Annotated in this window: 18 protein-coding genes; 8 read left to right on the forward strand and 10 right to left on the reverse strand. The window is 63.2% G+C overall.

Features of this window, described 5'->3' with window-relative positions; genetic code table 11:
• Positions 1–153 precede the first annotated feature (153 nt).
• Positions 154–1059 carry a LysR family transcriptional regulator gene (locus tag OCX61_RS05485; RefSeq protein WP_261942935.1) on the forward strand — a complete coding sequence of 302 codons (906 nt, stop codon included), beginning with the start codon at positions 154–156 and terminating at the stop codon, positions 1057–1059.
• Positions 1041–2012: a LysR family transcriptional regulator gene (locus tag OCX61_RS05490; protein ID WP_261942936.1), complete on the forward strand. Its 972-nt coding sequence runs from the start codon at positions 1041–1043 to the stop codon at positions 2010–2012. The genes OCX61_RS05485 and OCX61_RS05490 overlap by 19 nt, the downstream gene beginning before the upstream one ends.
• Here the strand turns inward: OCX61_RS05490 and OCX61_RS05495 are convergent.
• Genes OCX61_RS05495 through OCX61_RS05505 form a run of 3 tightly spaced genes read right to left on the reverse strand, consistent with a single transcriptional unit; the run spans position 1935 to position 5667 of the window.
• Positions 1935–3086, reverse strand: a complete 1152-nt coding sequence (locus OCX61_RS05495) for a Gfo/Idh/MocA family protein (protein WP_261942937.1) — start codon at positions 3084–3086, stop codon at positions 1935–1937. The genes OCX61_RS05490 and OCX61_RS05495 overlap by 78 nt on opposite strands.
• Complete coding sequence (locus OCX61_RS05500; protein ID WP_261942938.1) at positions 3083–4144, reverse strand: sugar phosphate isomerase/epimerase family protein; 1062 nt, start codon at positions 4142–4144, stop codon at positions 3083–3085. Before OCX61_RS05500 ends, OCX61_RS05495 begins: the two co-directional genes overlap by 4 nt.
• Entirely contained in the window at positions 4141–5667 is a 1527-nt protein-coding gene (locus OCX61_RS05505; RefSeq protein WP_261942939.1) for a GMC oxidoreductase, read from the reverse strand. The genes OCX61_RS05500 and OCX61_RS05505 overlap by 4 nt, the downstream gene beginning before the upstream one ends.
• Before the next feature lie 296 nt (positions 5668–5963).
• Between OCX61_RS05505 and OCX61_RS05510 the strand changes: the two genes are divergently transcribed.
• From OCX61_RS05510 to OCX61_RS05520, 3 genes are all read left to right on the forward strand, one after another.
• Positions 5964–7271: a carbohydrate porin gene (locus OCX61_RS05510; RefSeq protein ID WP_261942940.1), complete on the forward strand. Its 1308-nt coding sequence runs from the start codon at positions 5964–5966 to the stop codon at positions 7269–7271.
• Positions 7272–8043: 772 nt separating this feature from the next.
• Positions 8044–9144: an efflux RND transporter periplasmic adaptor subunit gene (locus tag OCX61_RS05515; protein ID WP_261942941.1), complete on the forward strand. Its 1101-nt coding sequence runs from the start codon at positions 8044–8046 to the stop codon at positions 9142–9144.
• 6 nt (positions 9145–9150) lie between these two features.
• Positions 9151–12216 (forward strand): efflux RND transporter permease subunit, encoded by a 3066-nt coding sequence (locus OCX61_RS05520; RefSeq protein ID WP_261942942.1) that lies wholly within the window; start codon positions 9151–9153, stop codon positions 12214–12216.
• 111 nt (positions 12217–12327) lie between these two features.
• Here the strand turns inward: OCX61_RS05520 and OCX61_RS05525 are convergent, their stop codons facing one another.
• The 4 genes from OCX61_RS05525 to plsB form a co-directional block, all read right to left on the reverse strand.
• Positions 12328–13014: a DUF4197 domain-containing protein gene (locus OCX61_RS05525; RefSeq protein ID WP_060512621.1), complete on the reverse strand. Its 687-nt coding sequence runs from the start codon at positions 13012–13014 to the stop codon at positions 12328–12330.
• 32 nt (positions 13015–13046) lie between these two features.
• Positions 13047–13445 carry a YbaY family lipoprotein gene (locus tag OCX61_RS05530; RefSeq protein ID WP_261942943.1) on the reverse strand — a complete coding sequence of 133 codons (399 nt, stop codon included), beginning with the start codon at positions 13443–13445 and terminating at the stop codon, positions 13047–13049.
• Positions 13446–13518: 73 nt separating this feature from the next.
• Positions 13519–13893 (reverse strand): YbaY family lipoprotein, encoded by a 375-nt coding sequence (locus tag OCX61_RS05535; RefSeq protein ID WP_261942944.1) that lies wholly within the window; start codon positions 13891–13893, stop codon positions 13519–13521.
• A 66-nt stretch (positions 13894–13959) separates the two neighbouring features.
• Positions 13960–16446 carry a glycerol-3-phosphate 1-O-acyltransferase PlsB gene (gene plsB, locus OCX61_RS05540; RefSeq protein WP_261942945.1) on the reverse strand — a complete coding sequence of 829 codons (2487 nt, stop codon included), beginning with the start codon at positions 16444–16446 and terminating at the stop codon, positions 13960–13962.
• Positions 16447–16677: 231 nt separating this feature from the next.
• Between plsB and OCX61_RS05545 the strand changes: the two genes are divergently transcribed.
• Positions 16678–16887, forward strand: coding sequence for a cold-shock protein (locus tag OCX61_RS05545; RefSeq protein ID WP_003252255.1), 210 nt, complete (start codon positions 16678–16680; stop codon positions 16885–16887).
• A 64-nt stretch (positions 16888–16951) separates the two neighbouring features.
• On the opposite strand, the gene OCX61_RS05550 is transcribed toward OCX61_RS05545, so the two are convergent.
• From OCX61_RS05550 to dapE, 3 genes are read right to left on the reverse strand one after another with little or no spacing between them, the layout of a single operon-like run.
• Positions 16952–17329, reverse strand: a complete 378-nt coding sequence (locus OCX61_RS05550; RefSeq protein WP_085673285.1) for a hypothetical protein — start codon at positions 17327–17329, stop codon at positions 16952–16954.
• 16 nt (positions 17330–17345) lie between these two features.
• Positions 17346–18158, reverse strand: a complete 813-nt coding sequence (locus tag OCX61_RS05555) for a putative RNA methyltransferase (protein WP_261942946.1) — start codon at positions 18156–18158, stop codon at positions 17346–17348.
• Positions 18158–19309, reverse strand: a complete 1152-nt coding sequence (gene dapE / locus OCX61_RS05560) for a succinyl-diaminopimelate desuccinylase (protein ID WP_261942947.1) — start codon at positions 19307–19309, stop codon at positions 18158–18160. Before dapE ends, OCX61_RS05555 begins: the two co-directional genes overlap by 1 nt.
• Positions 19310–19515: 206 nt before the next feature.
• Here dapE and OCX61_RS05565 point away from each other — a divergent pair, with 206 nt between their 5' ends.
• Entirely contained in the window at positions 19516–19716 is a 201-nt protein-coding gene (locus tag OCX61_RS05565) for a DUF1120 domain-containing protein (protein WP_261942948.1), read from the forward strand.
• A 50-nt stretch (positions 19717–19766) separates the two neighbouring features.
• Positions 19767–21014 carry an IS256 family transposase gene (locus tag OCX61_RS05570; RefSeq protein WP_261940477.1) on the forward strand — a complete coding sequence of 416 codons (1248 nt, stop codon included), beginning with the start codon at positions 19767–19769 and terminating at the stop codon, positions 21012–21014.
• The last annotated feature ends 79 nt before the right edge of the window (positions 21015–21093 follow it).

Below are 21093 nucleotides of genomic sequence, written 5' to 3' on the forward strand. Positions count from 1 at the left end.
GAGTTTTTTCTGGTGGCCCGCAAGGAAAAACTTGACGGGTATGAAAAGGCAATCAAGTATGAGGCATAGAATCAGAATTATAGTTCTATATGCAAGCATCGCTGCTTGATATCAACAACAAGAAAGGCTCGCTTTTCGAGGAGTACGGCGTTCATGCGATTGAAGGGATTGGATCTGAACCTGTTGCTGGTGCTGGATACTTTACTGCAGGAGTGCAACGTCTCCAGGGCCGCTCAGCGGCTGGGGCTGGGCCAGTCGACGGTCAGTTCGTCGCTGGCCAGGCTGCGTGAGCATTTCAACGACGACCTGTTGGTCAAAGGAAGCCAGAGCATGCTCCCCACGGCGCTCAGCCAGGAACTCAGGCCGATCGTCAGCCAATGGCTGAAGGCGGTCGGAGGGTTGCTCGAACGGCCAACGGACTTCGCGCCTGCGCAGTGTTGCGCCACCGTGCGCATCGCCTGCACCGATGACCAGGCACAACTACTGCTGCCGCAAGTCATCAAGACGCTGAGCCGACAAGCGCCCGGCATTCATGTGCAACTGCTGGCCGCACCCAGGGGTAGTCCTCAACACCTTGATGCCTGGATGGCCCGCCAGCACATCGACTTCATGATCGCCAGCGACGCCGGCAGCCACAGCGAAGTGCTTCTGGAGGAGCAGTGGCAATGCATCGCCAGGTCCGATCACCCTGACTTGAAGGCCGGCCTGAGCCTGGACACCTTCAACCGCTTGTCGCACCTGCGCGTGGCGGGGCAGTGTTTCGCGGGCGATGAGAAACGGGAGATCAGTGCGCAGGTGCCGGGTTATCTGGCCCTGGATACCTACCTGGAAGTGTGCGACTCGATCGCTTGCGTGCCTGCGTCGTTGAGCCGTGCCTACAGAACGGAAAAACCGCTGCAGGTTTGGCCGCTGCCTTTCGACGCAGCAAAGCTGGTGCAGCGACTGTCCTGGCGTGCCGATGTCATCCATGAGCCCTTGCACGACTGGTTGCGCCAGCTGATTCGTGGTTGCGTGAATGGAGCGGACGACGGAGTGCTGCCATGCGCTATCGGGCTCTAGACCTCAACCTGCTGGTGGTGCTGGATGCATTGCTGGAGCATTGCAGCGTCAGCCGTGCGGCCGAGCAGCTGTATGTGAGCCAGCCCGCTATCAGCGCTGGCCTGGCCCGTTTGCGCCAGCACTTCGACGACCCCCTGCTGGAACTCGACGGCCGACGCATGCGCCCCACGGTACTGGCACTGGAAATGCGAGATCAGGTTCGCCATGCCGTGCAGCAGGCGGCTGAAATCGCCCGCGGGAACCTCACCTTCGATGCCGCGCGTACCCGCCAAGCGTTCAAAGTGATGTGCTCGGACATCGATGCCGGGTTCCTCATTCCGCGGCTATACCAGCGCCTGGTGAAGGTGGCGCCTGGGGCACGCCTGGAGGTGTTGCCGAATGCCCTGCTGAATGAAGGCGCGGTGCAGGATGCCTTCCTGCGCCACGGTGTCGATCTGCTGATCGTACCCAGCGATCAATGCGACCCGGCCTATGCCAGCCATGTACTGCTCGACGTGCCGCTGGCGACGCTGGTCTCCCAGCGCCCGGTCGAGCCGAGTTTTGTGGTCGACCCGGCCGATGGCTGCGAGGTGATCGCCTCGGAGCTTGAAATGAAAGCCACAGAGGGCTGGTGTACCGACCACCTGCTGGCGTTGCCGGCACTGCTTGGCTCGAGCAACCTGCGTGTGCGGCTTCCGGAATTCGTTGCGCGCAAGTTCTGCCAGCGCCACCCCAATCTGCGCATGCTCAATGCCACACGGCATGCGCCGCGTTGCCGGCAGGTATTGCAGTGGCCGAGCCACCGCGACCAGGAACCTGCACACCTGTGGCTGCGCCAGCAGTTGATCGAATGCGCGGCCCATCTGGTGCAGGCGGCAGCGGTGGGCGAGGGCGACTCAGTGCGCCAGCTTCACCCACTGGCCTCCCGCAGCGTGGCTGCGCAGCATGGCTTCAATGCCGGCCAGCCCTCGTAGGCCGGCCTCGAAGCCTGGAAGCAGATCGCCTGAATGCGGGGCAGGACAGCCGCTGTGCCGCGCCTGCCAGCGCTCTGCGTAATCCCAGTAGAGCTGGGCGAAGGCCTCGATGAAACCTTCCGGGTGGCCTGCAGGCAGGCGCAGCAGCGCGTCCTGCTGCTGGGCATGTTCCCCTGCCGCACGTTTGAGGATGCGCGTTGGCTGGCCGGTTTGCGTGACCAGCAGCACCTCTGGTTGCTGCTGATCGAAGGTCAGCGAACCCTTGCTGCCGAATAGCCGCAGGCGCAGGCCATTGTCCTGGCCCGGCGCCACCTGGCAGGCCCAGAGCCCACCGCGGGCGCCGTTCTCGAACCTCAGCAGGGCCTGGACCTGGTCGTCCAGGCGGCGACCCGGCACCAGCGTTGCCAGGTCGGCGCAGACTTCGCTCAGCGCCACGCCGCTGACGAACTCCATCAGGTGCAAGGCATGGCTGCCAATGTCGCCCAGCGCCCCTGCCGGCCCTGCCTGGGAAGGGTCGTCGCGCCAGCTGGCCTGTGGGCTGTCTACCGATTCGGTGAGCCAGTCCTGGGCATACTCGACCTGGATCACCCGCAGTTCGCCCAAGGCACCGGCGGCTACCAGGCGACGTGCCTCCCTGACCATGGGGTAGGCGCTGTAGGGGTGCGTCACGGCAAAGATGCAGCCGCTTGCGCGTACGGTCTCGGCCAGCGCCTGCCCCTCTGCATAGCTTCGCGCCAGTGGCTTTTCGCAGATCACGTCGATGCCCTGGGCGATGAACGCCGAGGCGACAGGCAGGTGCAGATGGTTGGGAGTGACGATGACCACGGCATCTATGGCATCCTCGCGCGCCGCCTCGGCGCGTGCCATCGCCTGCCAGTCGTGGTAGCTGCGCTCCGGCTGGATGAACAGCGCGCTGGCACTGGCATCGGCGCGCTCGGGGTCCCTGCTGAAGGCCCCAGCCACCCATTCGAAGCGGTCATCGAGCCTGGCGGCCATGCGGTGCACGGCACCGATGAAGGCGCCATCGCCGCCGCCGACCATGCCCAGGCGCAGGCGTCGTGTCAGCGCAGTCATCGTTCACCTCCCAGGCCCAGCAGCCCAGACAGCGCCGCATTGTCCAACGGGCTGCGGGCAAAGTCGTCGAAGGCATGCTGCGCCACGTGGATGATGTGTGCGTCGATGAACTGCGCACCTTCGCGGGCGCCGTCCTCGGGGTTTTTCAGGCAGCATTCCCATTCCAGCGTGGCCCAGCCTGGGTAATCGTTTGCGGCCAGGCGCGAGAAGATCGCCTTGAAGTCGATCTGCCCGTCGCCCGGCGAGCGGAAGCGGCCGGCGCGGGAAACCCAGTCTGCATAACCGCCATAGACGCCTTGGCGGCCATCGGGCCGGAACTCGGCATCCTTGACGTGGAACGCGCCGATGCGTGCGTGGTAGTGGTCGATGAAGGCCAGGTAGTCAATCTGTTGCAGGTGCAGGTGGCTTGGGTCGTACAGCAGTTTCGCCCGCGGATGCTGGTCGACCACCGCCAGGAAGCGCTCGAAGCTGATTCCGTCATGCAGGTCTTCCCCCGGGTGCAGTTCGAAGCAGACATCCACCCCGTGGGTGTCGAACGCGTCGAGCAGGGGGCGCCAGCGCTTGCCCAGTTCGTTGAAGGCCAGCTCGACCAGGCCTTGTGGGCGCTGCGGCCAGGGGTAGAGGTAGGGCCAGGCCAGGGAGCCGGAGAAGGTTGCATGGGCGCTCAACCCCAGGCGGCCGGAGGCGCGTGCCGCCAGGGCCACTTGCTCGCTGGCCCACTGCCGGCGTGCCTCGGGGTTGCCCCGAAGCGCGCGCGGGGCGAAGGCGTCGAAAAGGCTGTCGTAGGCGGGGTGGACGGCAATCAGCTGGCCTTGCAGGTGTGTGGAGAGCTCGCTGATCACCAGGCCATGGCAGTCCAGGCGGCCACGTACGTCGTCGGCATAGCTCTGGCTGGTCGCCATTTGCTGCAGGTCGAACAGGCGCGGGTCACAGGGCAGTTGCAGGGCCTTGTAGCCCAGCCCGGCCGCCCATTCGGCGAGGTTGTCCAGGGTGTTGAAGGGGGCGCTTTCGCCGAGGAACTGAGCGACGAACAGTGACGGCCCCTTGAGGGTGATCATCGGCGGAGCTCCTGTTGGATGCGCTCACAAGCGCGTACGGCCAGGGCGACACTGGTCAGCGTCGGGTTGCAGGCGGTCGGTGTCGGGATGACGCCGTTGCCGGCCACATACAGGTTGCGCATTCCCCACACCTTGCCGCGGTCGTCACAGACACTGGTGCCATCGTCCACTTCACCCATGCGCGTGGTGCCCTGGTAGTGAAGGGAGCTGCCGGGCGGCAGCATCAGGGGCGTCTCGCCCAGCGGTTGGCCGAGCGCCCTACCGGCACGCTGCAGCAGGTCACGGGCTGCGCCCACCTGTTCGAGGTCGCGCTCGGTCAGGCTGTAGTCCAGCGTCATCGCCGGCAGGCCAAGGAAATCTTTTTCGGTCTCGCTGAAACGCACCCGGTCTTGCGCGCGGATGTCCTGCTTGCAGCAGAACCAGCCCATGGCCACGATGTGCTCGACGTTCGCCTGGGCGTCATCGGTAAGGGCCACCGGGCAGGCTTCCATCTGCATGACCTGGCCATGGAAGGGGTGATGCTGCTGATCGTACGGCACCCAGTACACGCCTACGGTCGGGTCCGCGCCAGCCTGGTTGATGCCGCACGCATCAGCATCGAGGCGCACCGCATGGACAACCTGTGGCTGGTCATTGAGGTAGCGGCCGAGGGCCTCGGGGCGAATGCCCGAGGCCCACAGCAATTGGGGGGTGCGCAGTGCATCGGCGGCGACGATGACGGTCTTCGCATCGACTCGATACTGGGTGCCGGTCGTGCGATCGAGCAGTTGCGCGCCGACGACATGATCGTGCCGTACGATGAGCTGGAGGCAGGCTGTGTTGTGCCGGATCTCGAACCGTTCAGGCCGGCCTGATTCCTCTGCCATTTCTCCGAGAATCGTGTCGCTGCCACTCCAGCGGCGCTGCGAAAGATCGGTACTGCAAGCCAAGGGCATGCGCTGCACAGGTCGTCCCTTGGCGGTGAACTCGGCGAATGCGCTGCCCAGCCGCTCGCGCAGGCGCTGGCTGACCGGGGTGTCCGGGTACGCGGCCGTGGTGACCTGCAGCAGTTCCCTGGCCTTGGCCAAGGCGGCCTGCATCTGAGCGGCGGGAATGAACTCGATGGCTTCCCCTTCTGCCGGCGTCGGGCAGGCACAGGTCCAGTGCGCGCCCATGCCACCTACATTGGTCGAGCAAGCAGCGGCCGGCAGTTCACCCCATTGCTCGCCGTTGGGCAGGTGCGTACCGGGGCGCACCAGGTGCTCCAGGCGATAGTCACCTGTCATGGCCGCGCCGGCGCGTTCCGGCATGCTGGGCACGGGGTAGCGGAAGGGCGTCGGACCCTGGGCAGCAACCTGCGCCGCCAGGCGGACTTCTTCGGGCAGGTTGCGAACGTGCTCGCCGGCGCGCTGGGAGAGCTGCGGGCCGGCATCGACCATCAGCACGCTCAACTGACCCTCATCGACCAGCAGGCGTGCGCAGGTGGCGCCGACCGGTCCACTGCCAACGATAAGCACATCCACATCGAACATCGCGTTACGCATTCTTGGAATTCTCCGCGAGTGGTTAATGGTCTGAAAGTATGTGCGGGGAATGTTTTGGCGACGCATGATAAATATCGATATCCCTCTATCCGATATTGGGATGTTATCGCCCAGGCATAAACAATGAAGATGAGGGGTGCTCGCCATAAACGATTTCAACGTGGCTGGCTGCCGTGGATTACTTGTGGTGCAAGTCCTCGCCTTGTGGCGGGTTCCGTAAAAACTACAAGAACTTCGGGAGTCATGACGTGCTTAAACTTTCATTGGGCGGCTGCCTGCCTTCACTTGCGCTAATTGTGGGTTCATCACTTATTGCCAACCCGGTTTTCGCGGTATCGACTGAAGAAGCAGAAACCACTGTCGGCCAGGCTTCCGAAGCCCCCGGGCGCTACAGTTGTGAATACTTCGACCAGTTCAATAGCCGGGCCACGGCGGTTATCCGTGCGCAATCGAACTGCGAGTCGTTGCTTGGCGATGTCGGGGGGCTGCGCTCCGAGCTGGCCGACCTGGGCATCGGTGCGCAATTGAGCTGGAACCCGATGGCGATGTACGACCTGAAAGGGCAGAACCGCGACCCGCAGGAGTACGGTGGGCAGAACTTCACCTACAGCCAGAGCCTGCAGCTGAGCCTGACCTACGACCTTGAGCGCGTGGGGTTCAGCAAGGGCGCCCAACTGAGCTTTACCCCGCAGTTGCAGACGTCCAACTACCAGCAAGGTTATCCGCGGTTGCACAACGTGGCCGTGCTGGCCGTGAACCAGCCCCTGAACGACGGCAGGCTGGAACTGCAATACGGCTTCTACCCGCTGATCCGCCAGTTCTACGGCATGATTCTGGGCGGCAACTCGGCGTCGGCGGCCCTTGGCCCGACCAGCGTCATCCCGGTGCAGGTCGGCCTGAGCCTGAACGCGCCAACCCCGGCCTTCGACGTGACGTTTCGCGACGCGAGCAAACGTTGGTATAACCATTCGTCGATCAGCCGCAGCATGACACCCGAGGGCTTTCTGGCCGACGTTGACAAGAACCCCTATGGCTTGAAGTGGCGGGTGGATGGGGCGAATCCGATCTTCGTCAATGAGTTCGGCTACAAGGCCGAAGCAGGCCAAGGCAGCCGGGCGCACTGGTTCCGTGCCGGGTTGATCTACAACACCTCGCATTACACTTACCTGAAAACCCAGCAACCCACGGACAGCAACTACGGTGCCTATGTCGCCAACACCGTTCAGTTGACCACGCCCACCCCCGGCACCCCGCAAGGGCTGTACCTGGATACCAAGGCGAGCTGGGCACCGAAGGACCGCAATGCCTACAACGGCGACGTTCAGGTAACCCTGTTCGATATCGGTCTGTTCCCAGGGCGACCGCGAGACATGACATCGCTTGGTTTCACCCGGTCGTTCATAAGCAAGGATTTCCGCGAAGCCCTGGGCGAACAAGGGTTGGAACCTGCCGATACCATCACGGCCGTTTCACTGTCCCACGCCTTCCGGGTCACCAAAGGCATCTACTGGATCAACGGCCTCACTTATCAGGATAACCCCACACTGGTGCCCAAGCGGGGTGATGCTTTCTTGTGGCAGACCAGCATGTACTGGAACTTCTGAGTGCACTTGCTTCGCCTGGTCTCTAGGAGTGGGTACGCAAAGGCTTTCTCCTAGAGCACGTAATAGTCATGGTTCCCTGTTCGCCGTTGTTGGGAGCTGCGAACGTTTTAAGACGAATGCCTGGTTATTCTGGACGAGGCACAAAGGAACTCTGGATAACCGTTCGCCAGTGTTCATACACTTTCCAGAAATAAAAGCACCACCTCTGCTTGCGGCTGAGATGGCTTGGCTTGTTGGATTCAGGGTTCAGCCGGTTATAAGAAAATCAGCCGATCCTGAAAAACAACGGGCCAACCGACCTATCCCAGCTCAACGCATCCCTCGCCTGATGCTCGTTGAGACGAGTATCGAAGAAGCTCATCTCATTCTTGAGTCATGATCTTGCTCATCCAAGGGATTGGTGGGCTCGGCTATTTCTTTTTCAGTCTGTTCTGGGCCAGGCGACGTTTGGCTTCCGCCCGCGCCGTGTTCAATCCCTGCCTGGCGGTGGCATGGCGATGCGATCGCATCCTATTTCTCGGTGAGGTCCGTTTCAGGATCTGCAACGCTCTTTTGTCATCGCATCCTCCGATAAGCGTGGATCTGCGCCCTGTTCCAAGCGCTCAGCAAGCTGTGTCCTTTTCAGGCGCGGCGGTGCAACGTGGATGAAAAAGCCTGAGTGAGGTGAAAAGCCACGGATTTCTTTCCGGCGCTGGCTTCCCGGCCTCGCTTCCCTGATTTAATATACTCGTCAGTATAAATATTCGATGTGCACTTCGCGAAAGGATTCATCATGTTGCGCCATGCCTTGTCACTCGCCCTGCCCGCCGCTGCCGCCCTGTTGCTGGCAGCCTGCGGCCAGGAAGCCGCCGCGCCTGCCGCACCGCGCCCGGCCCTGGTGGTCCAGCCGCAGCCGGCCGAAGCCGCTGCCGACAGTTACCCTGGCGAAGTGCGCGCGCGCTTCGAGCCGGAGCTGGCCTTCCGCATCGGCGGCAAGGTCAGCAAGCGCCTGGTCGAGGAGGGGCAGCGAGTCAAGGCCGAACAGCCGCTGGCCGAACTCGACCCGCAGGACGTGCGCCTGCAGCTGGAGGCCAACCGCGCGCAGCTGGCAGCAGCCGAGGCCAACCTGTCGCTGGTGCGCACCGAGCGCGACCGCTACCAGAAGCTGCTGGATCGGCAGATGGTCAGCCACTCCCAGTACGACAACGCGGAAAACCTCTACCGCGCGGGCCTGGCCCGCCTGAAGCAGGCCAAGGCCGAATTCGACGTGGCCGGCAACCAGGCCGATTACGCGGTGTTGCGTGCGCCGCAGGCGGGCGTCATTGCCAAGCGTCAGGTGGAGGTCGGCCAGGTGGTCGCGGCCGGGCAGACCGTGTTCACACTCGCCGCCGACGGTGAGCGTGAAGTGGCCATCGGCCTGCCGGAACAACAGTTCGCCCGCTTTGCCGTGGGCCAGGATGTCAGCATCGAGTTGTGGTCGCACCCTAACCAGCGCTTCCAGGGGCGTATTCGTGAGCTGTCACCTGCAGCTGACCCGCGCTCACGCACCTTCGCTGCACGGATTGCCTTCACCTCGGCCAAGGTGCCAGCCGAGCTCGGTCAGAGTGCGCGCGTATTCATCGCCCATGGCGGGGTGATTCCACTGGCGGTGCCGTTGTCGGCTGTCACCGCCGAAAACGGTCAGGCCTATGTCTGGCGCGTCAACAAGGACAGCCGCCTGGAGCGCGCGGTGGTGCGCCTTGGCCCGTATGGCAGTGAAACCGTGCCGGTGCTCGAAGGCCTTGCGCCAGGCGACTGGGTGGTCGCCGCGGGTGGCCATGTGCTGCGCGAGGGGCAGGAGGTGCGGCCGGTGGATCGCACCAACCGTGTGGTGAACCTGACGGTCAAGGAGTAAGTCCCGATGGGTTTCAACCTTTCCGCCTGGGCGCTGCGCAATCGCCAGATCGTCCTGTTCCTGATGATTCTGCTGGCTGCCATTGGCGCGATGTCCTACACCAAGCTGGGGCAGAGCGAAGATCCGCCGTTCACCTTCAAGGCCATGGTCATCCGCACCCTGTGGCCGGGTGCCACGGCTGAGGAAGTCTCGCGCCAGGTCACCGAGCGCATCGAGAAGAAGCTGATGGAGACCGGCGAGTACGAGAGGATCGTCTCGTTCTCGCGCCCGGGTGAATCGCAGGTGACCTTCATGGCCCGCGATTCGCTGCATTCCAAGGACATCCCCGAGCTGTGGTACCAGATCCGCAAGAAGGTCGCGGACATCCGCCACACCTTGCCGCCGGAGATCCAGGGGCCGTTCTTCAACGACGAATTCGGTACCACCTTCGGCAATATCTATGCGCTGACCGGCGCCGGCTTCGATTACGCGGTGCTCAAGGACTACGCCGACCGTATCCAGATCCAGCTGCAGCGGGTCAAGGACGTGGGCAAGGTCGAACTGATCGGCCTGCAGGACGAGAAGATCTGGATCGAGCTGTCCAACCTCAAGCTGGCCACCCTCGGAGTACCACTGGAGGCGGTGCAGCAGGCGCTGCGCGAGCAGAACGCGGTCAGCACCGCCGGCTTCTTCGAAACCCCCAGCGAGCGCCTGCAATTGCGGGTGAGCGGGCGCTTCGACAGCGTCGACCAGATCCGCCAGTTCCCCATCCGTGTGGGCGATCGCACGTTCCGCATCGGTGATGTGGCCGACGTGCACCGTGGCTTCAACGACCCGCCCGCGCCACGCATGCGCTTCATGGGCGAGGACGCCATCGGCCTGGCGGTGTCGATGAAGGATGGCGGTGACATTCTGGTGCTGGGCAAGGCGTTGGAGGGCGAGTTCGAGCGCCTGGCGCGCAACCTGCCGGCCGGCATGGAGCTGCGCAAGGTGTCGGACCAGCCAGCTGCGGTCAAGGCCGGTGTCGGCGAATTCGTCCAGGTGCTGGTCGAGGCGCTGGTGATCGTGCTGCTGGTGAGTTTCTTCTCCCTCGGCCTGCGCACCGGCCTGGTGGTGGCCCTGGCCATCCCCCTGGTACTGGCCATGACGTTCGCCGCCATGCACTACTTCGGCATCGGCCTGCACAAGATCTCGCTGGGCGCGCTGGTGCTGGCGCTTGGCCTGCTGGTGGATGACGCGATCATTGCCGTGGAGATGATGGCGATCAAGATGGAGCAGGGCTTCGACCGCCTCAAGGCGGCCAGCTACGCCTGGACCAGCACCGCTTTCCCGATGCTCACCGGTACGCTGATCACGGCGGCGGGCTTCCTGCCGATTGCCACGGCGGCATCCAGCACCGGCGAGTACACCCGTTCGATCTTCCAGGTGGTGACCATCGCCTTGCTGACCTCGTGGGTCGCGGCGGTGGTGTTCGTGCCTTACCTCGGTGAACGGCTGCTGCCGGACCTTGCCAGGCTGCATGCTGCCCGCCATGGCAAGGACGGGCAGGCGCCAGACCCTTACGGCACGCCGTTCTACCAGCGCGTACGGCGAGTGGTGGGGTGGTGCGTGCGGCGGCGCAAGACGGTGATCCTGCTGACCATTGCCGCCTTTGTCGGCAGCATCCTGCTGTTCCGTTTCGTGCCCCAGCAGTTCTTCCCGGCCTCGGGGCGCCCGGAGCTGATGGTCGACCTGAAGCTTGCCGAAGGCGCCTCGCTGGCCAACACCGCCGAGCGGGTCAAGCAACTGGAAGCGTTGCTCAAGCAGCAGGACGGCATCGACAACTACGTAGCCTATGTGGGCACCGGTTCGCCACGCTTCTACCTGCCGCTGGACCAGCAACTGCCGGCCGCCAGTTTTGCCCAGTTCGTGGTGCTGGCCAAGTCGATGGAAGACCGCGAGCGCCTGCGCAGCTGGCTGATCGACACCGTCGACCAGCAGTTCCCCGACCTGCGCGCCCGCGTCACGCGCCTGGAAAACGGCCCGCCCGTGGGCTACCCGGTGCAGTTCCGGGTTACCGGCGAGCATATCGAGAAGGCCCGTGCCCTGGCCCGCGAAGTGGCGGACAAGGTGCGTGAGAACCCGCACGTGGTCAACGTGCACCTGGACTGGGAAGAACCAAGCAAGGCGGTATTCCTCGAGATCGATCAGGACCGCGCCCGCGCCTTGGGCGTGAGCACCGCGCAGCTGTCGAGTTTCCTGCAGAGCTCGCTGACCGGCAGCACGGTCAGCCAGTACCGCGAGGACAACGAACTGATCGAAATCCTCCTGCGTGGTACCCAGCAGGAGCGTGGCGAACTGGGCAACCTCGGCAGCCTCGCACTGCCCACCAACAACGGCCAGAGTGTGGCGCTGTCGCAGGTCGCAACCCTGGAATATGGCTTCGAGGAAGGCATCATCTGGCACCGCAACCGCCTGCCGACGGTAACCGTGCGTGCCGACATCTATGACAAGGAGCAGCCGGCGACGCTGGTGCAGCAGATCTTGCCGACGCTGCAGGAAATCAAGGCCAAGCTGCCGGATGGTTACCTGCTGGAAGTGGGCGGTACGGTGGAAGACTCCGAGCGTGGGCAGAAATCGGTGAACGCTGGCATGCCGCTGTTCATCGTGGTGGTGCTGAGCCTGCTGATGATCCAGCTACGCAGTTTTTCGCGCACGGTGATGGTGTTCCTCACCGCGCCGTTGGGGCTGATTGGCGTGACCCTGTTCCTGCTGGTGTTCCGCCAGCCGTTCGGCTTCGTTGCCATGCTCGGCACCATTGCCCTGGCGGGGATGATCATGCGCAACTCGGTGATCCTGGTGGACCAGATCGAGCAGGATATCGCCTCGGGGCTGGACCGCTGGCAGGCGATCATCGAGGCCACGGTGCGGCGTTTCCGGCCGATCGTGCTGACCGCATTGGCGGCGGTGCTGGCGATGATTCCGTTGTCCCGGAGTGTGTTCTACGGGCCGATGGCGGTGGCGATCATGGGCGGGCTGATCGTGGCCACGGCGTTGACCCTGTTGTTCCTGCCGGCCTTGTATGCGGCATGGTTCAGGGTCAAGAAAGGCTGAAGATCGCAGGGGAGGGCTTTGCCCTCCATTCGCGGGCAAGCCCGCTCCCACAGGGCCTGAGTTGATCCCCTGCAGGAGCGGGCTTGCCCGCGAATGGCTGCTGAATAATCTTCAGAGCGCGCCGAAGACTTTCTTGGCCAGGCTGGTAGCGGCCTGTGCCGGGTTCTGGCGAATGCTCTCTTCCTGCTTGGCAATCATCTCGAACAGCCCGTCCAGCGCCTTCTCGGTCACGTAGTTCTCGATGTTGGCGTCATCCTTGATCAGCCCCAGGCCTTTGGCCTGGCCGGCGAACGCGTTGTACTGCTGGGCTACGCCGACCTTGTCGGTGGCCTGTTTGACGATCGGCAGGAACTTGGCGCGGATCTGCTCGCGGCTGCTTTTGTTCAGGTACTGGGTGGCCGAGTCCTGACCACCGCTGAGGATGCCCTTGGCATCGGTCACGGTCATCTTCTTCACGGCATCCACCAGAATCGCCTGGGCTTGTGGCACGGCGGCTTCAGCGGCCTTGTTCATGCTGGTTTCCAGGGCGTCGACCTGGTCGCCCTTGCCGAACATCTTCATTGCCTTGGCGGCTTTGCCGAGGTTGCCCGGCAGCTCGATGCGCACATCGGGGTTGTTGCTGAAGCCGCCTGGCGTGCTCAATTGCTTGACGGCAATCTGCGCGCCTTGGGTGAGGGCGTCCTTCAGGCCACCGGTGGCGTCGGACTGGCTCAGGTCGCCAAGCGACAGGGCCAGGGCACTGGCCGACAGCAGCAGGCCGGCGCACAGGGTGGTGAAGCGCAGGGAGGCGCGAATCATGGGTATTTCCTTATCGATGAAGTGGGGATGGCTCAGCGTACCGGGTCGACTTTGACCCGTACCGGCTGCTGGTCGCTGCCGTCGAGCGCGACACCGTGGTGTTCGGTGTTGATGAACAGCAGCTTGCCGTTGAGCTCGATCCGCGCGCTCACCGCGTAACGGTGGCCGGGCTTGACCTGGGCCGGGTCGTAAGTGAGGTGGAACGGCAGCGGTACGTTGCCTTTGACCGGGCCGGCCTGGCGGGCCAGGGTCACGGCGGGGGCGTCCATCAGCGAGACATCCTGCAACTCGACGCTCAAGGTGGCGGCAGGTGGCAGGGCGATGCGCTGCAGGTAGAAGACTTCGCCATCCAGGCTGGCCTGGCTGGTCGGGGTTTGGCTGGAACAGGCTGCAAGCAGGGATGCGCAACACAGCATAAAGAGCTTTTTCATGGAGTCTCCGGTGTCCTTGGCGCTGGCTTGTGGCCAACCCCAGGGACTTTAGCGGATTTTCCGGACTGGGTCGTCAGTCCATGTGGTTACTGCCGTGTTTGCCGTCATCACCGGTAGCAATCTTGTCGACGGTAACCCGTTGCGTACCGAGTGCTGTGTCCGGCTTTATCGGGTGATGACGGGTATTGATGTACAACAGTTGGCCATCTTTCTCGATGCGCACGGAAAGGGCGTAGCGGTGCCGTGGGTCGATCTGGCTGCTGTCGAAGGTCAGCTGCAGGTTGATCGGCATCAAGCCGCCGCAGTGCAGGCGTAAATCGGCAAGGCTGATGGCGGGTGCATCAGCCAGCGAAACGTCAAGCAGGCTCAGTTGAACCTGGCCGGATGGCGGAAGCGTGCTGTCGCCGGAGGAAACGATTTCAACGTCGAATGTCTTCATCTGTGTCATGTCAGTGTTCCTTGAGAGGGGCGTTTGATCCTCGCCCCTCCCAAGGCCTGACAGCAGGCTGAAAACCTACCCCGGCAGCGCATCCCCCGGCTCATCGCGGTGCAGCGCCACCTGGCGGATCGACAGGCGCAGCTCGGCGGACAGCACGCGCTTGGCCACGCCTTCGGCCAGTTCACCAAGCTTGTCGTGGTAACCCAGCTTGCCGTTGCCATCCGGGCGTAGCACAGCCTGCTCGATCAAGGTCTGAATGAAGTGGCGGAACAAGGTCTTGTCGAAAAACTCTGGCGCATTCAGGCCATGCAGGATTGACAGGCGTTGGGCCATCATCACGCACAGGTCCTCCAGTTCTTCGGCGCTCAGGCTGTTCTGACCGCTGTTGAGCAGCAGCGAAGTGGCCATGTAGAAACGCTGCAAGGTCTGGGTGATGGTGCGGGCGAGCAAGGTCAGCAGCACGAACTGGCGAGAGCTCGGCGCCGGGCGCATGTACAGGTCGTTTTCGTGGCGCAGCAGGCCTTGTTCGACCAGCGCTGCCAGCCACTGGTCGATCACCTCGTCCAGTTGCGCAGGCGTCCAGCGCAGGAACAGTTCGGCCTGCAGGTACGGGTACAACGCATGCACGTACTGGCCGAGCAATTCGCGACTCATGCGCGAGCTGCTGAGGAAGAAACTGGCCAGCAGCGCCGGCAGGGCGAAGATGTGCATGACGTTGTTGCGGTAATAGGTCATCAACACCGCGTTGGCTTCATCCAGATACAGGATGCGGCCCAGGGCGTCCTTCTGCTCGGCCAGCAGGTCCATGCCGCGAACGTGCTCGATCAGCGCCAGGCCGTCGCCTTCGGGCAAGGTGGTGTGCTCGGAGTAAGGCACCTGGCGCAGCAACGCCAGGTACAGGTCCAGCACTCGGGTCAGGGCGCGCTCGTCCAACGCCAGGCGGCTGGTGGAGAGCAAGGCCAGCGCCACCAGGTTGACTGGGTTGACCGCCGCAGCTTCGTTGAGGTGACGGGCCACGGTTTCGCCCAGGCGGGTGGTGGCTTCGTTCAGCCAGGCCGGGCGGTACTGTGGGCCCAGTTCCTGCTCGCGCCAGCCAGGCTGCTGTTCGTCGAGGAAGCTGGCCAGGCGGATCGGCTCGCCGAAGTTGACGTAGACCTGGCCGAAGCGCTGCTTGAGTGCGCCGAAGACCTTGAAGATGTCGAAGATCGACTCCTTCTTCTTGCTCGCGCCACGCAGTTCGCCAAGATAGGTACGGCCTTCGAGCACCCGCTCGTAGCCGATGTACACCGGCACGAACACGATCGGCGTGCGCGACGAGCGCAGGAAGCTGCGCAGGGTGATCGCCAGCATCCCGGTACGCGGCTGCAGCATGCGCCCAGTGCGCGAACGGCCACCTTCGACGAAGTACTCGACCGGGAATCCCTTGGTGAACAAGGTGTGCAGGTATTCATTGAATACGGCGGTGTACAGCGGGTTGCCCTTGAACGTGCGGCGCATGAAGAAGGCACCGCCACGGCGCAGCAGGCCGCCGATCACTGGCATGTTGAGGTTGATGCCCGCGGCAATGTGCGGCGGCGTCAGGCCGTTGCGGAACAGCAGGTAGGACAGCAGCAGGTAGTCGATGTGGCTGCGGTGGCAGGGCACGTAGATCACTTCGTGGCCCGGGGCGATGCCCTGCACCTGCTCGATGTGGTTGACCTTGATACCGTCGTAGATCTTGTTCCAGAACCAGCTCAGCACCACTTCGAGGAAGCGGATCGCGGTGTAGGTGTAGTCCGAGGCGATTTCGTTGCCATAGCGCAGCGCCAGGGCTTCGGCCTTGGCCACGGGCATGTTCTCGCGCTGGGCTTCTTCGGCGATGGCCTGGCGAACAAGCGGGGCATGCACCAGGCCCTTGACCAGGTTGCGCCGGTGCGAGAGGTCCGGGCCGATCACAGCGGTCTTCAGGTTGCGAAAGTGCACGCGCATCAGGCGCTGGGCCATGCGCACGGTGCGCTCGTGGCCCTTGTTGTGCTGCACCAGTTCGCGCAGGTGGATCGGTGCGGAGAACTGCACGCGGGTCTTGCGCCCCAGGATCAGCACGGTCAGCAGCCGGCGCAGGCGCCCGGTCACGGCCCAGCTGTCGGCGAACAGCAGCTTCCACGGGCTGTTTTCACTGGCCGGGGTCTGCCCCCAGAACACGCTGACCGGAATGATCTGCGCGTCCTCCTCGGCGTGCTGGCTGATGGCGGCGACCAGGCGTTCCAGGGTCGGTGGCGCGCCGCGCTTGTCGTGGCGGCCGAGCCAGTCCGGGTCCGGCGTCAGGTAGAAGAACGCGGCAGGTTCATGCAGCGGGCCGACCGCTACCGGCAGTACCGGGCGCGGAAGCCCCGCTTTGGTGCACTCACGGTCGACCACCGCCAGGTCGGTGAGCGATGGCGAGGGCAGGGCGTAGAACACCGGGCGGCTGCGGTCGAGATTGAGCGTCAGGGACGACTGGTTGATGGTCTCGGAGCGCACCCACAGGTACATCAGGCGACGCAGGGCGCCGAAAATCAGGCGGCGCAGGGGGGAACGGGTCATGGGGTGAGTGCCCTGGGAGTGAATTTCTGAGAATAGACAGCCATTTAGTCTGCCGTATCGGCGTAAGTTCAGCAAAATTCGGTAAATAGCGCGACGGTCATGAATTTTTTTTGTTCTGTGTCATATACTCGGCCTGCCACTTGCAGGATATTTCGGCAAGCGGCGTCGACATAGGGAGGACACCCTGTGTCTACAAGGCGATCTTCACAATAAAAATCCGGAGTAGTTCAGATGTCGTCTCGTGAGACTGGGAATGTTAAGTGGTTCAACGATGCCAAAGGTTATGGCTTCATTCAGCGCGAAGGTGGTGCGGATGTGTTCGTCCACTATCGGGCGATCCGCGGTGAGGGGCATCGTACCCTGGTCGAAGGGCAGCGGGTGGAATACGCCTGCGTGCAGGGCCAGAAAGGCCTGCAAGCCGAGGACGTAGTCGGGCTCTGAGCCTCATGTGGTAAGCCTCAAGCTGCAAGTTGACCGTGTAACTTGCAGCCTGAAGCAACCGGTTTCAGCTGGTGCGCCAGGTGATTTCCTCTTCACCGTCGGCGCTGATGCGGATCCAGCGATCAGCATCTTCTTCACCGTCTTCCTCGACCCAACCACCCGGTGCACACCGCACTTCGACGTTCAGTGCGGCGAACGCAGCACGGGCGCAGGCGACGTCATCGGCCCATGGGGTCTGGTCGCTTTCCAGGTACAAGCTGTTCCATTTCCCTACAGCTTTGGGTAACCAGGTGACTGGAATGTTACCGGCCTGGCATTTGAAGGTCTGGCCTTTCTGCTTCCATTCGCTGCACGGGCCGATCGCCTGGCTGAGCCACTCGGCAATCTGCTTGTGGTCGACGTCGGCGTCCTTCAGGTAGATCTCGATATCAGGTTGGCGCATAAGGGCTCCGGTGTGCTCAGTGCTGGCGCACGAAATAGTCATAACGCATGGAAACCGTTACCTCGAAGGGTTCGGCCTGGTCGATCACCCGGGCGCGCTTCTCGGCGCTGGCGCGCCAGCCGTGCGGAGTCATCGCCAGCAGGTCGGCACGGGCCTTGGGTTCGGCCAGGCTCAGGCGGAACTCGAGGGTTTCGCTGTGGGCGTGGGCCATGCCCGCGGGCACCAGGGCCAAGTGCTTGTCGTCGGCGTAGGGGCGCACTTCATCGTAAAGCACTTCGCGCAGCTCCATCAGGTGGCCGCTGGTCGGGCCCACACGCATCAGGCCGCCACCGAGGCTCAACAGGCGCTTGGCCTCGTCCCAGTCGAGCGGGCTGAACACGCTGGCGATGAACTGGCAGCTGGCGTCGGCCAACGGCACGCGGGCCATGCTGGCGACCATCCAGGTCACCTCGGGCGCGCGGCGACAGGCGCGCTTGACCGCCTCGCGAGAAATGTCCAGGGCATAGCCATCGGCGGCCGGCAGTGCCTGGGCGATCTGTGCGGTGTAGTAACCCTCACCGCATCCGATGTCCAGCCAGGCGCCCGGCTGACGCTCGGCGGCCAGTTCCGCCAGGCGGCGGGCCACCGGGGCGTAGTGGCCGGCGTCGAGGAAATCGCGGCGGGCTTCGACCATGGCCTGGTTATCGCCCGGGTCACGGCTGTTCTTGTGCTGCACTGGCAGCAGGTTCAGGTAACCCTGGCGGGCGCGGTCGAAGCGGTGGCCGGCCGGGCACACCACACCGTTGTCGAGCCGCGACAGGGCAGCCTGGCAGAGGGGGCAGGCGAGCATCAGGCGAGCAACCGGACCAGGGTCTGGTAGTAGATTTCGGTCAGCAGATCGAGGTCGCTGGCCAGGATTCGCTCGTCGACCTGGTGGATGGTAGCGTTGACCGGGCCGAGCTCGACCACCTGGGTGCCCATGGTGGCGATGAAGCGGCCATCGGAGGTGCCGCCGCTGGTCGACGGCTCGGTGTCGCGGCCGGTGACGCCCTTGATGCTGGCTGCCACGGCGTCGAGCAGTTCACCCGGTTCGGTGAGGAACGGCAGGCCCGACAGTGCCCAGTCGATCGACCAGTCCAGCTCGTGTTTATCGAGGATGGCCGATACCCGCGCCTGCAGGCCTTCGACGGTCGACTCGGTGGAGAAACGGAAGTTGAACAGCGCGGTCAGCTCGCCCGGGACCACGTTGGTGGCGCCAGTGCCGGCATTGAGGTTGGAGATCTGGAAGCTGGTCGGCGGGAAGAACGCATTGCCTTCGTCCCAGTGTTCGGCTGCCAGCTCCGCCAGGGCCGGGGCGGCCAGGTGAATCGGGTTGCGCGCCAGGTGCGGGTAGGCGACGTGGCCTTGCTTGCCGCGTACGGTCAGCTTGGCGCCGAGCGAGCCGCGACGGCCGTTCTTGACCACGTCACCGAGCAGGGTAGTGCTCGACGGCTCGCCGACGATGCACCAGTCCAAGCGCTCGTTGCGCGCTTTCAGGCGCTCGACCACCGCCTTGGTGCCGTGGTGGGCCGGGCCTTCCTCGTCGCTGGTGATCAGGAAGGCGACCTTGCCGCGGTGGCCCGGGTAATCCTGCACGAAACGTTCACTGGCGATCACCATCGAGGCCAGGCTGCCTTTCATGTCGGCGGCGCCGCGGCCGCAGAGCATGCCGTCGGCGTCGATCAATGCTTCGAACGGCTCGTGCTGCCACTGCTGCACCGGGCCGGTGGGGACCACGTCGGTGTGGCCGGCAAAGCACAATACCGGGCCGTCCTGGGTACCGTGGGTGGCCCAGAAGTTGTCGACGTCTTCAATGCGCATCGGCTCCAGCTGGAAGCCTACGGCGCCCAGGCGGTTCATCATCTGCGCCTGGCAGTCGGCATCGACGGGGGTGACCGAGGGGCGGCGGATCAGGTCGCAGGCCAGTTGAAGGGTAGGCGAGAGCTCGGCAGGGGCCGTCATGGTAAAACTCCGGAAGCAGGGCAAGGCAGGCAAGGAGCGGTAGTTTAAAGCAAAAACCTTTGCGTGAAGCGTGCGCTGTCGAGTGATTGCAGCGCAATGCCTGCTTGGGGGGAAGTGTTTCAGGCTGAAATCGAGGTGCAGGGGGGGCTAGCTTGCATCGCCCTCTGGAGGGGCTACCCACTCACATCGAAAGTTAGAGGAACGCTATGAGTATCAAGCAGGGCATTGTCATGATCATGGCACTGGGATGCAGTTCAGCCGTGCTCGCCAGCACTACAGATGTCATCGTCACCGGGGTAATCAAACCTGCGGCGTGCACGCCGTCCCTCAGCGGCGGTGGAACGTTCGACTTTGGCGTCATCTCGGCTGCTGATCTCAAGGACGATGCAAGGACCCAGTTCAGATGAGGGTGTCAGAAATTTTGTGTTCGGGCATAACATGAGTAAGAGGTGCATGTATGCCAACCAAAAAGAAACCCCTGCGTGACCTGCCCAAAATCCCCAAGGAGCTGCTGGAGCAGTTCGGTGAGGGCCTGATGACCGCAGAAGCTATCGAGGATGCCTCTGCGGCGTTCAAGAAGGCCTTGATCGAACGCGCTCTGCATGCCGAGCTTGGCCACCACCTGGGTTATCCGCCGGGCGCGCAGCGCCCGGAGGATGAAACCAACCAGCGCAACGGCAAAAGCGGCAAGACAGTGCTAACCGGCGATGGGCCTCTGCGCTTGGATATCCCTCGCGACCGTGACGGCAGCTTCTCGCCCATCCTGATCCCCAAACATGAGCGCCGTTACACTGGCTTCGACGACAAGATCATCGCCATGTACGCCCGTGGAATGACAGTCAGAGAGATCCGGGCCTTCCTGTCCGAGCAGTATGGAACCGACGTTTCACCCGACTTCATCAGCTCTGTGACAGACGAGGTCATGGACGAAATTGGCGCGTGGCAACAGCGGCCATTGGAGCCGATGTACCCGGTCATTTTCTTTGATGCGCTGCGGGTGAAGATTCGCGAAGAAGGCCTGGTGCGCAACAAGGCCATTTACTTGGCTTTGGGCGTTCTACCCGACGGGACGCGCGACATCCTGGGCATCTGGATCGAGAACACTGAGGGTGCGAAGTTCTGGATGAAGGTGTTCAACGATCTCAAGACACGTGGCGTCGAGGACGTGCTGATTGCCGTGACCGATGGCCTTAAAGGCATGCCAGAAGCCCTCAGCGCCGTGTTTCCAGAGACGACATTGCAGACGTGCATCGTGCATCTGATCCGCAACAGCCTGGACTACGCGGCCTGGGACAAACGGCGCGCACTGGCCAAGGAACTGAAACCGATTTACCAAGCCATCAATGCCGAAGCGGCTGAGCAAGCACTCGATGAGTTTGAGAGCGGGCCGTGGGGTGAGAAATATCCAACGGTGGTGGCTGCCTGGAGACGCGCCTGGGATCGCGTGATTCCATTCTTTGTCTTTCCGCCCGCCATCCGGAAGGTGATCTATACCACCAACGCGATCGAGAGCATCAACGCCCAGCTACGCAAGGTCATCAAGACCCGAGGGCATTTCCCGAATGATGACGCAGCGACCAAACTGATTTGGCTGGGATTGCGCAACATAACAGCCAATTGGGGAAAACCGGCCCATGATTGGAAAAGCGCGATGAATCAATTTGCGATTCTGTACGGAGATCGGTTCATCAGGCCAACCTGGTGAAGATCAGGGCCTGCCTGACGGCAGGCCGTTACCGGCCCGCACACAAAAAATCTGACACTTCCGTTCAGATCGCCGTCCC

Origin of the sequence: Pseudomonas sp. LRP2-20, from assembly GCF_024349685.1 — a bacterium.
Classification (GTDB): domain Bacteria; phylum Pseudomonadota; class Gammaproteobacteria; order Pseudomonadales; family Pseudomonadaceae; genus Aquipseudomonas.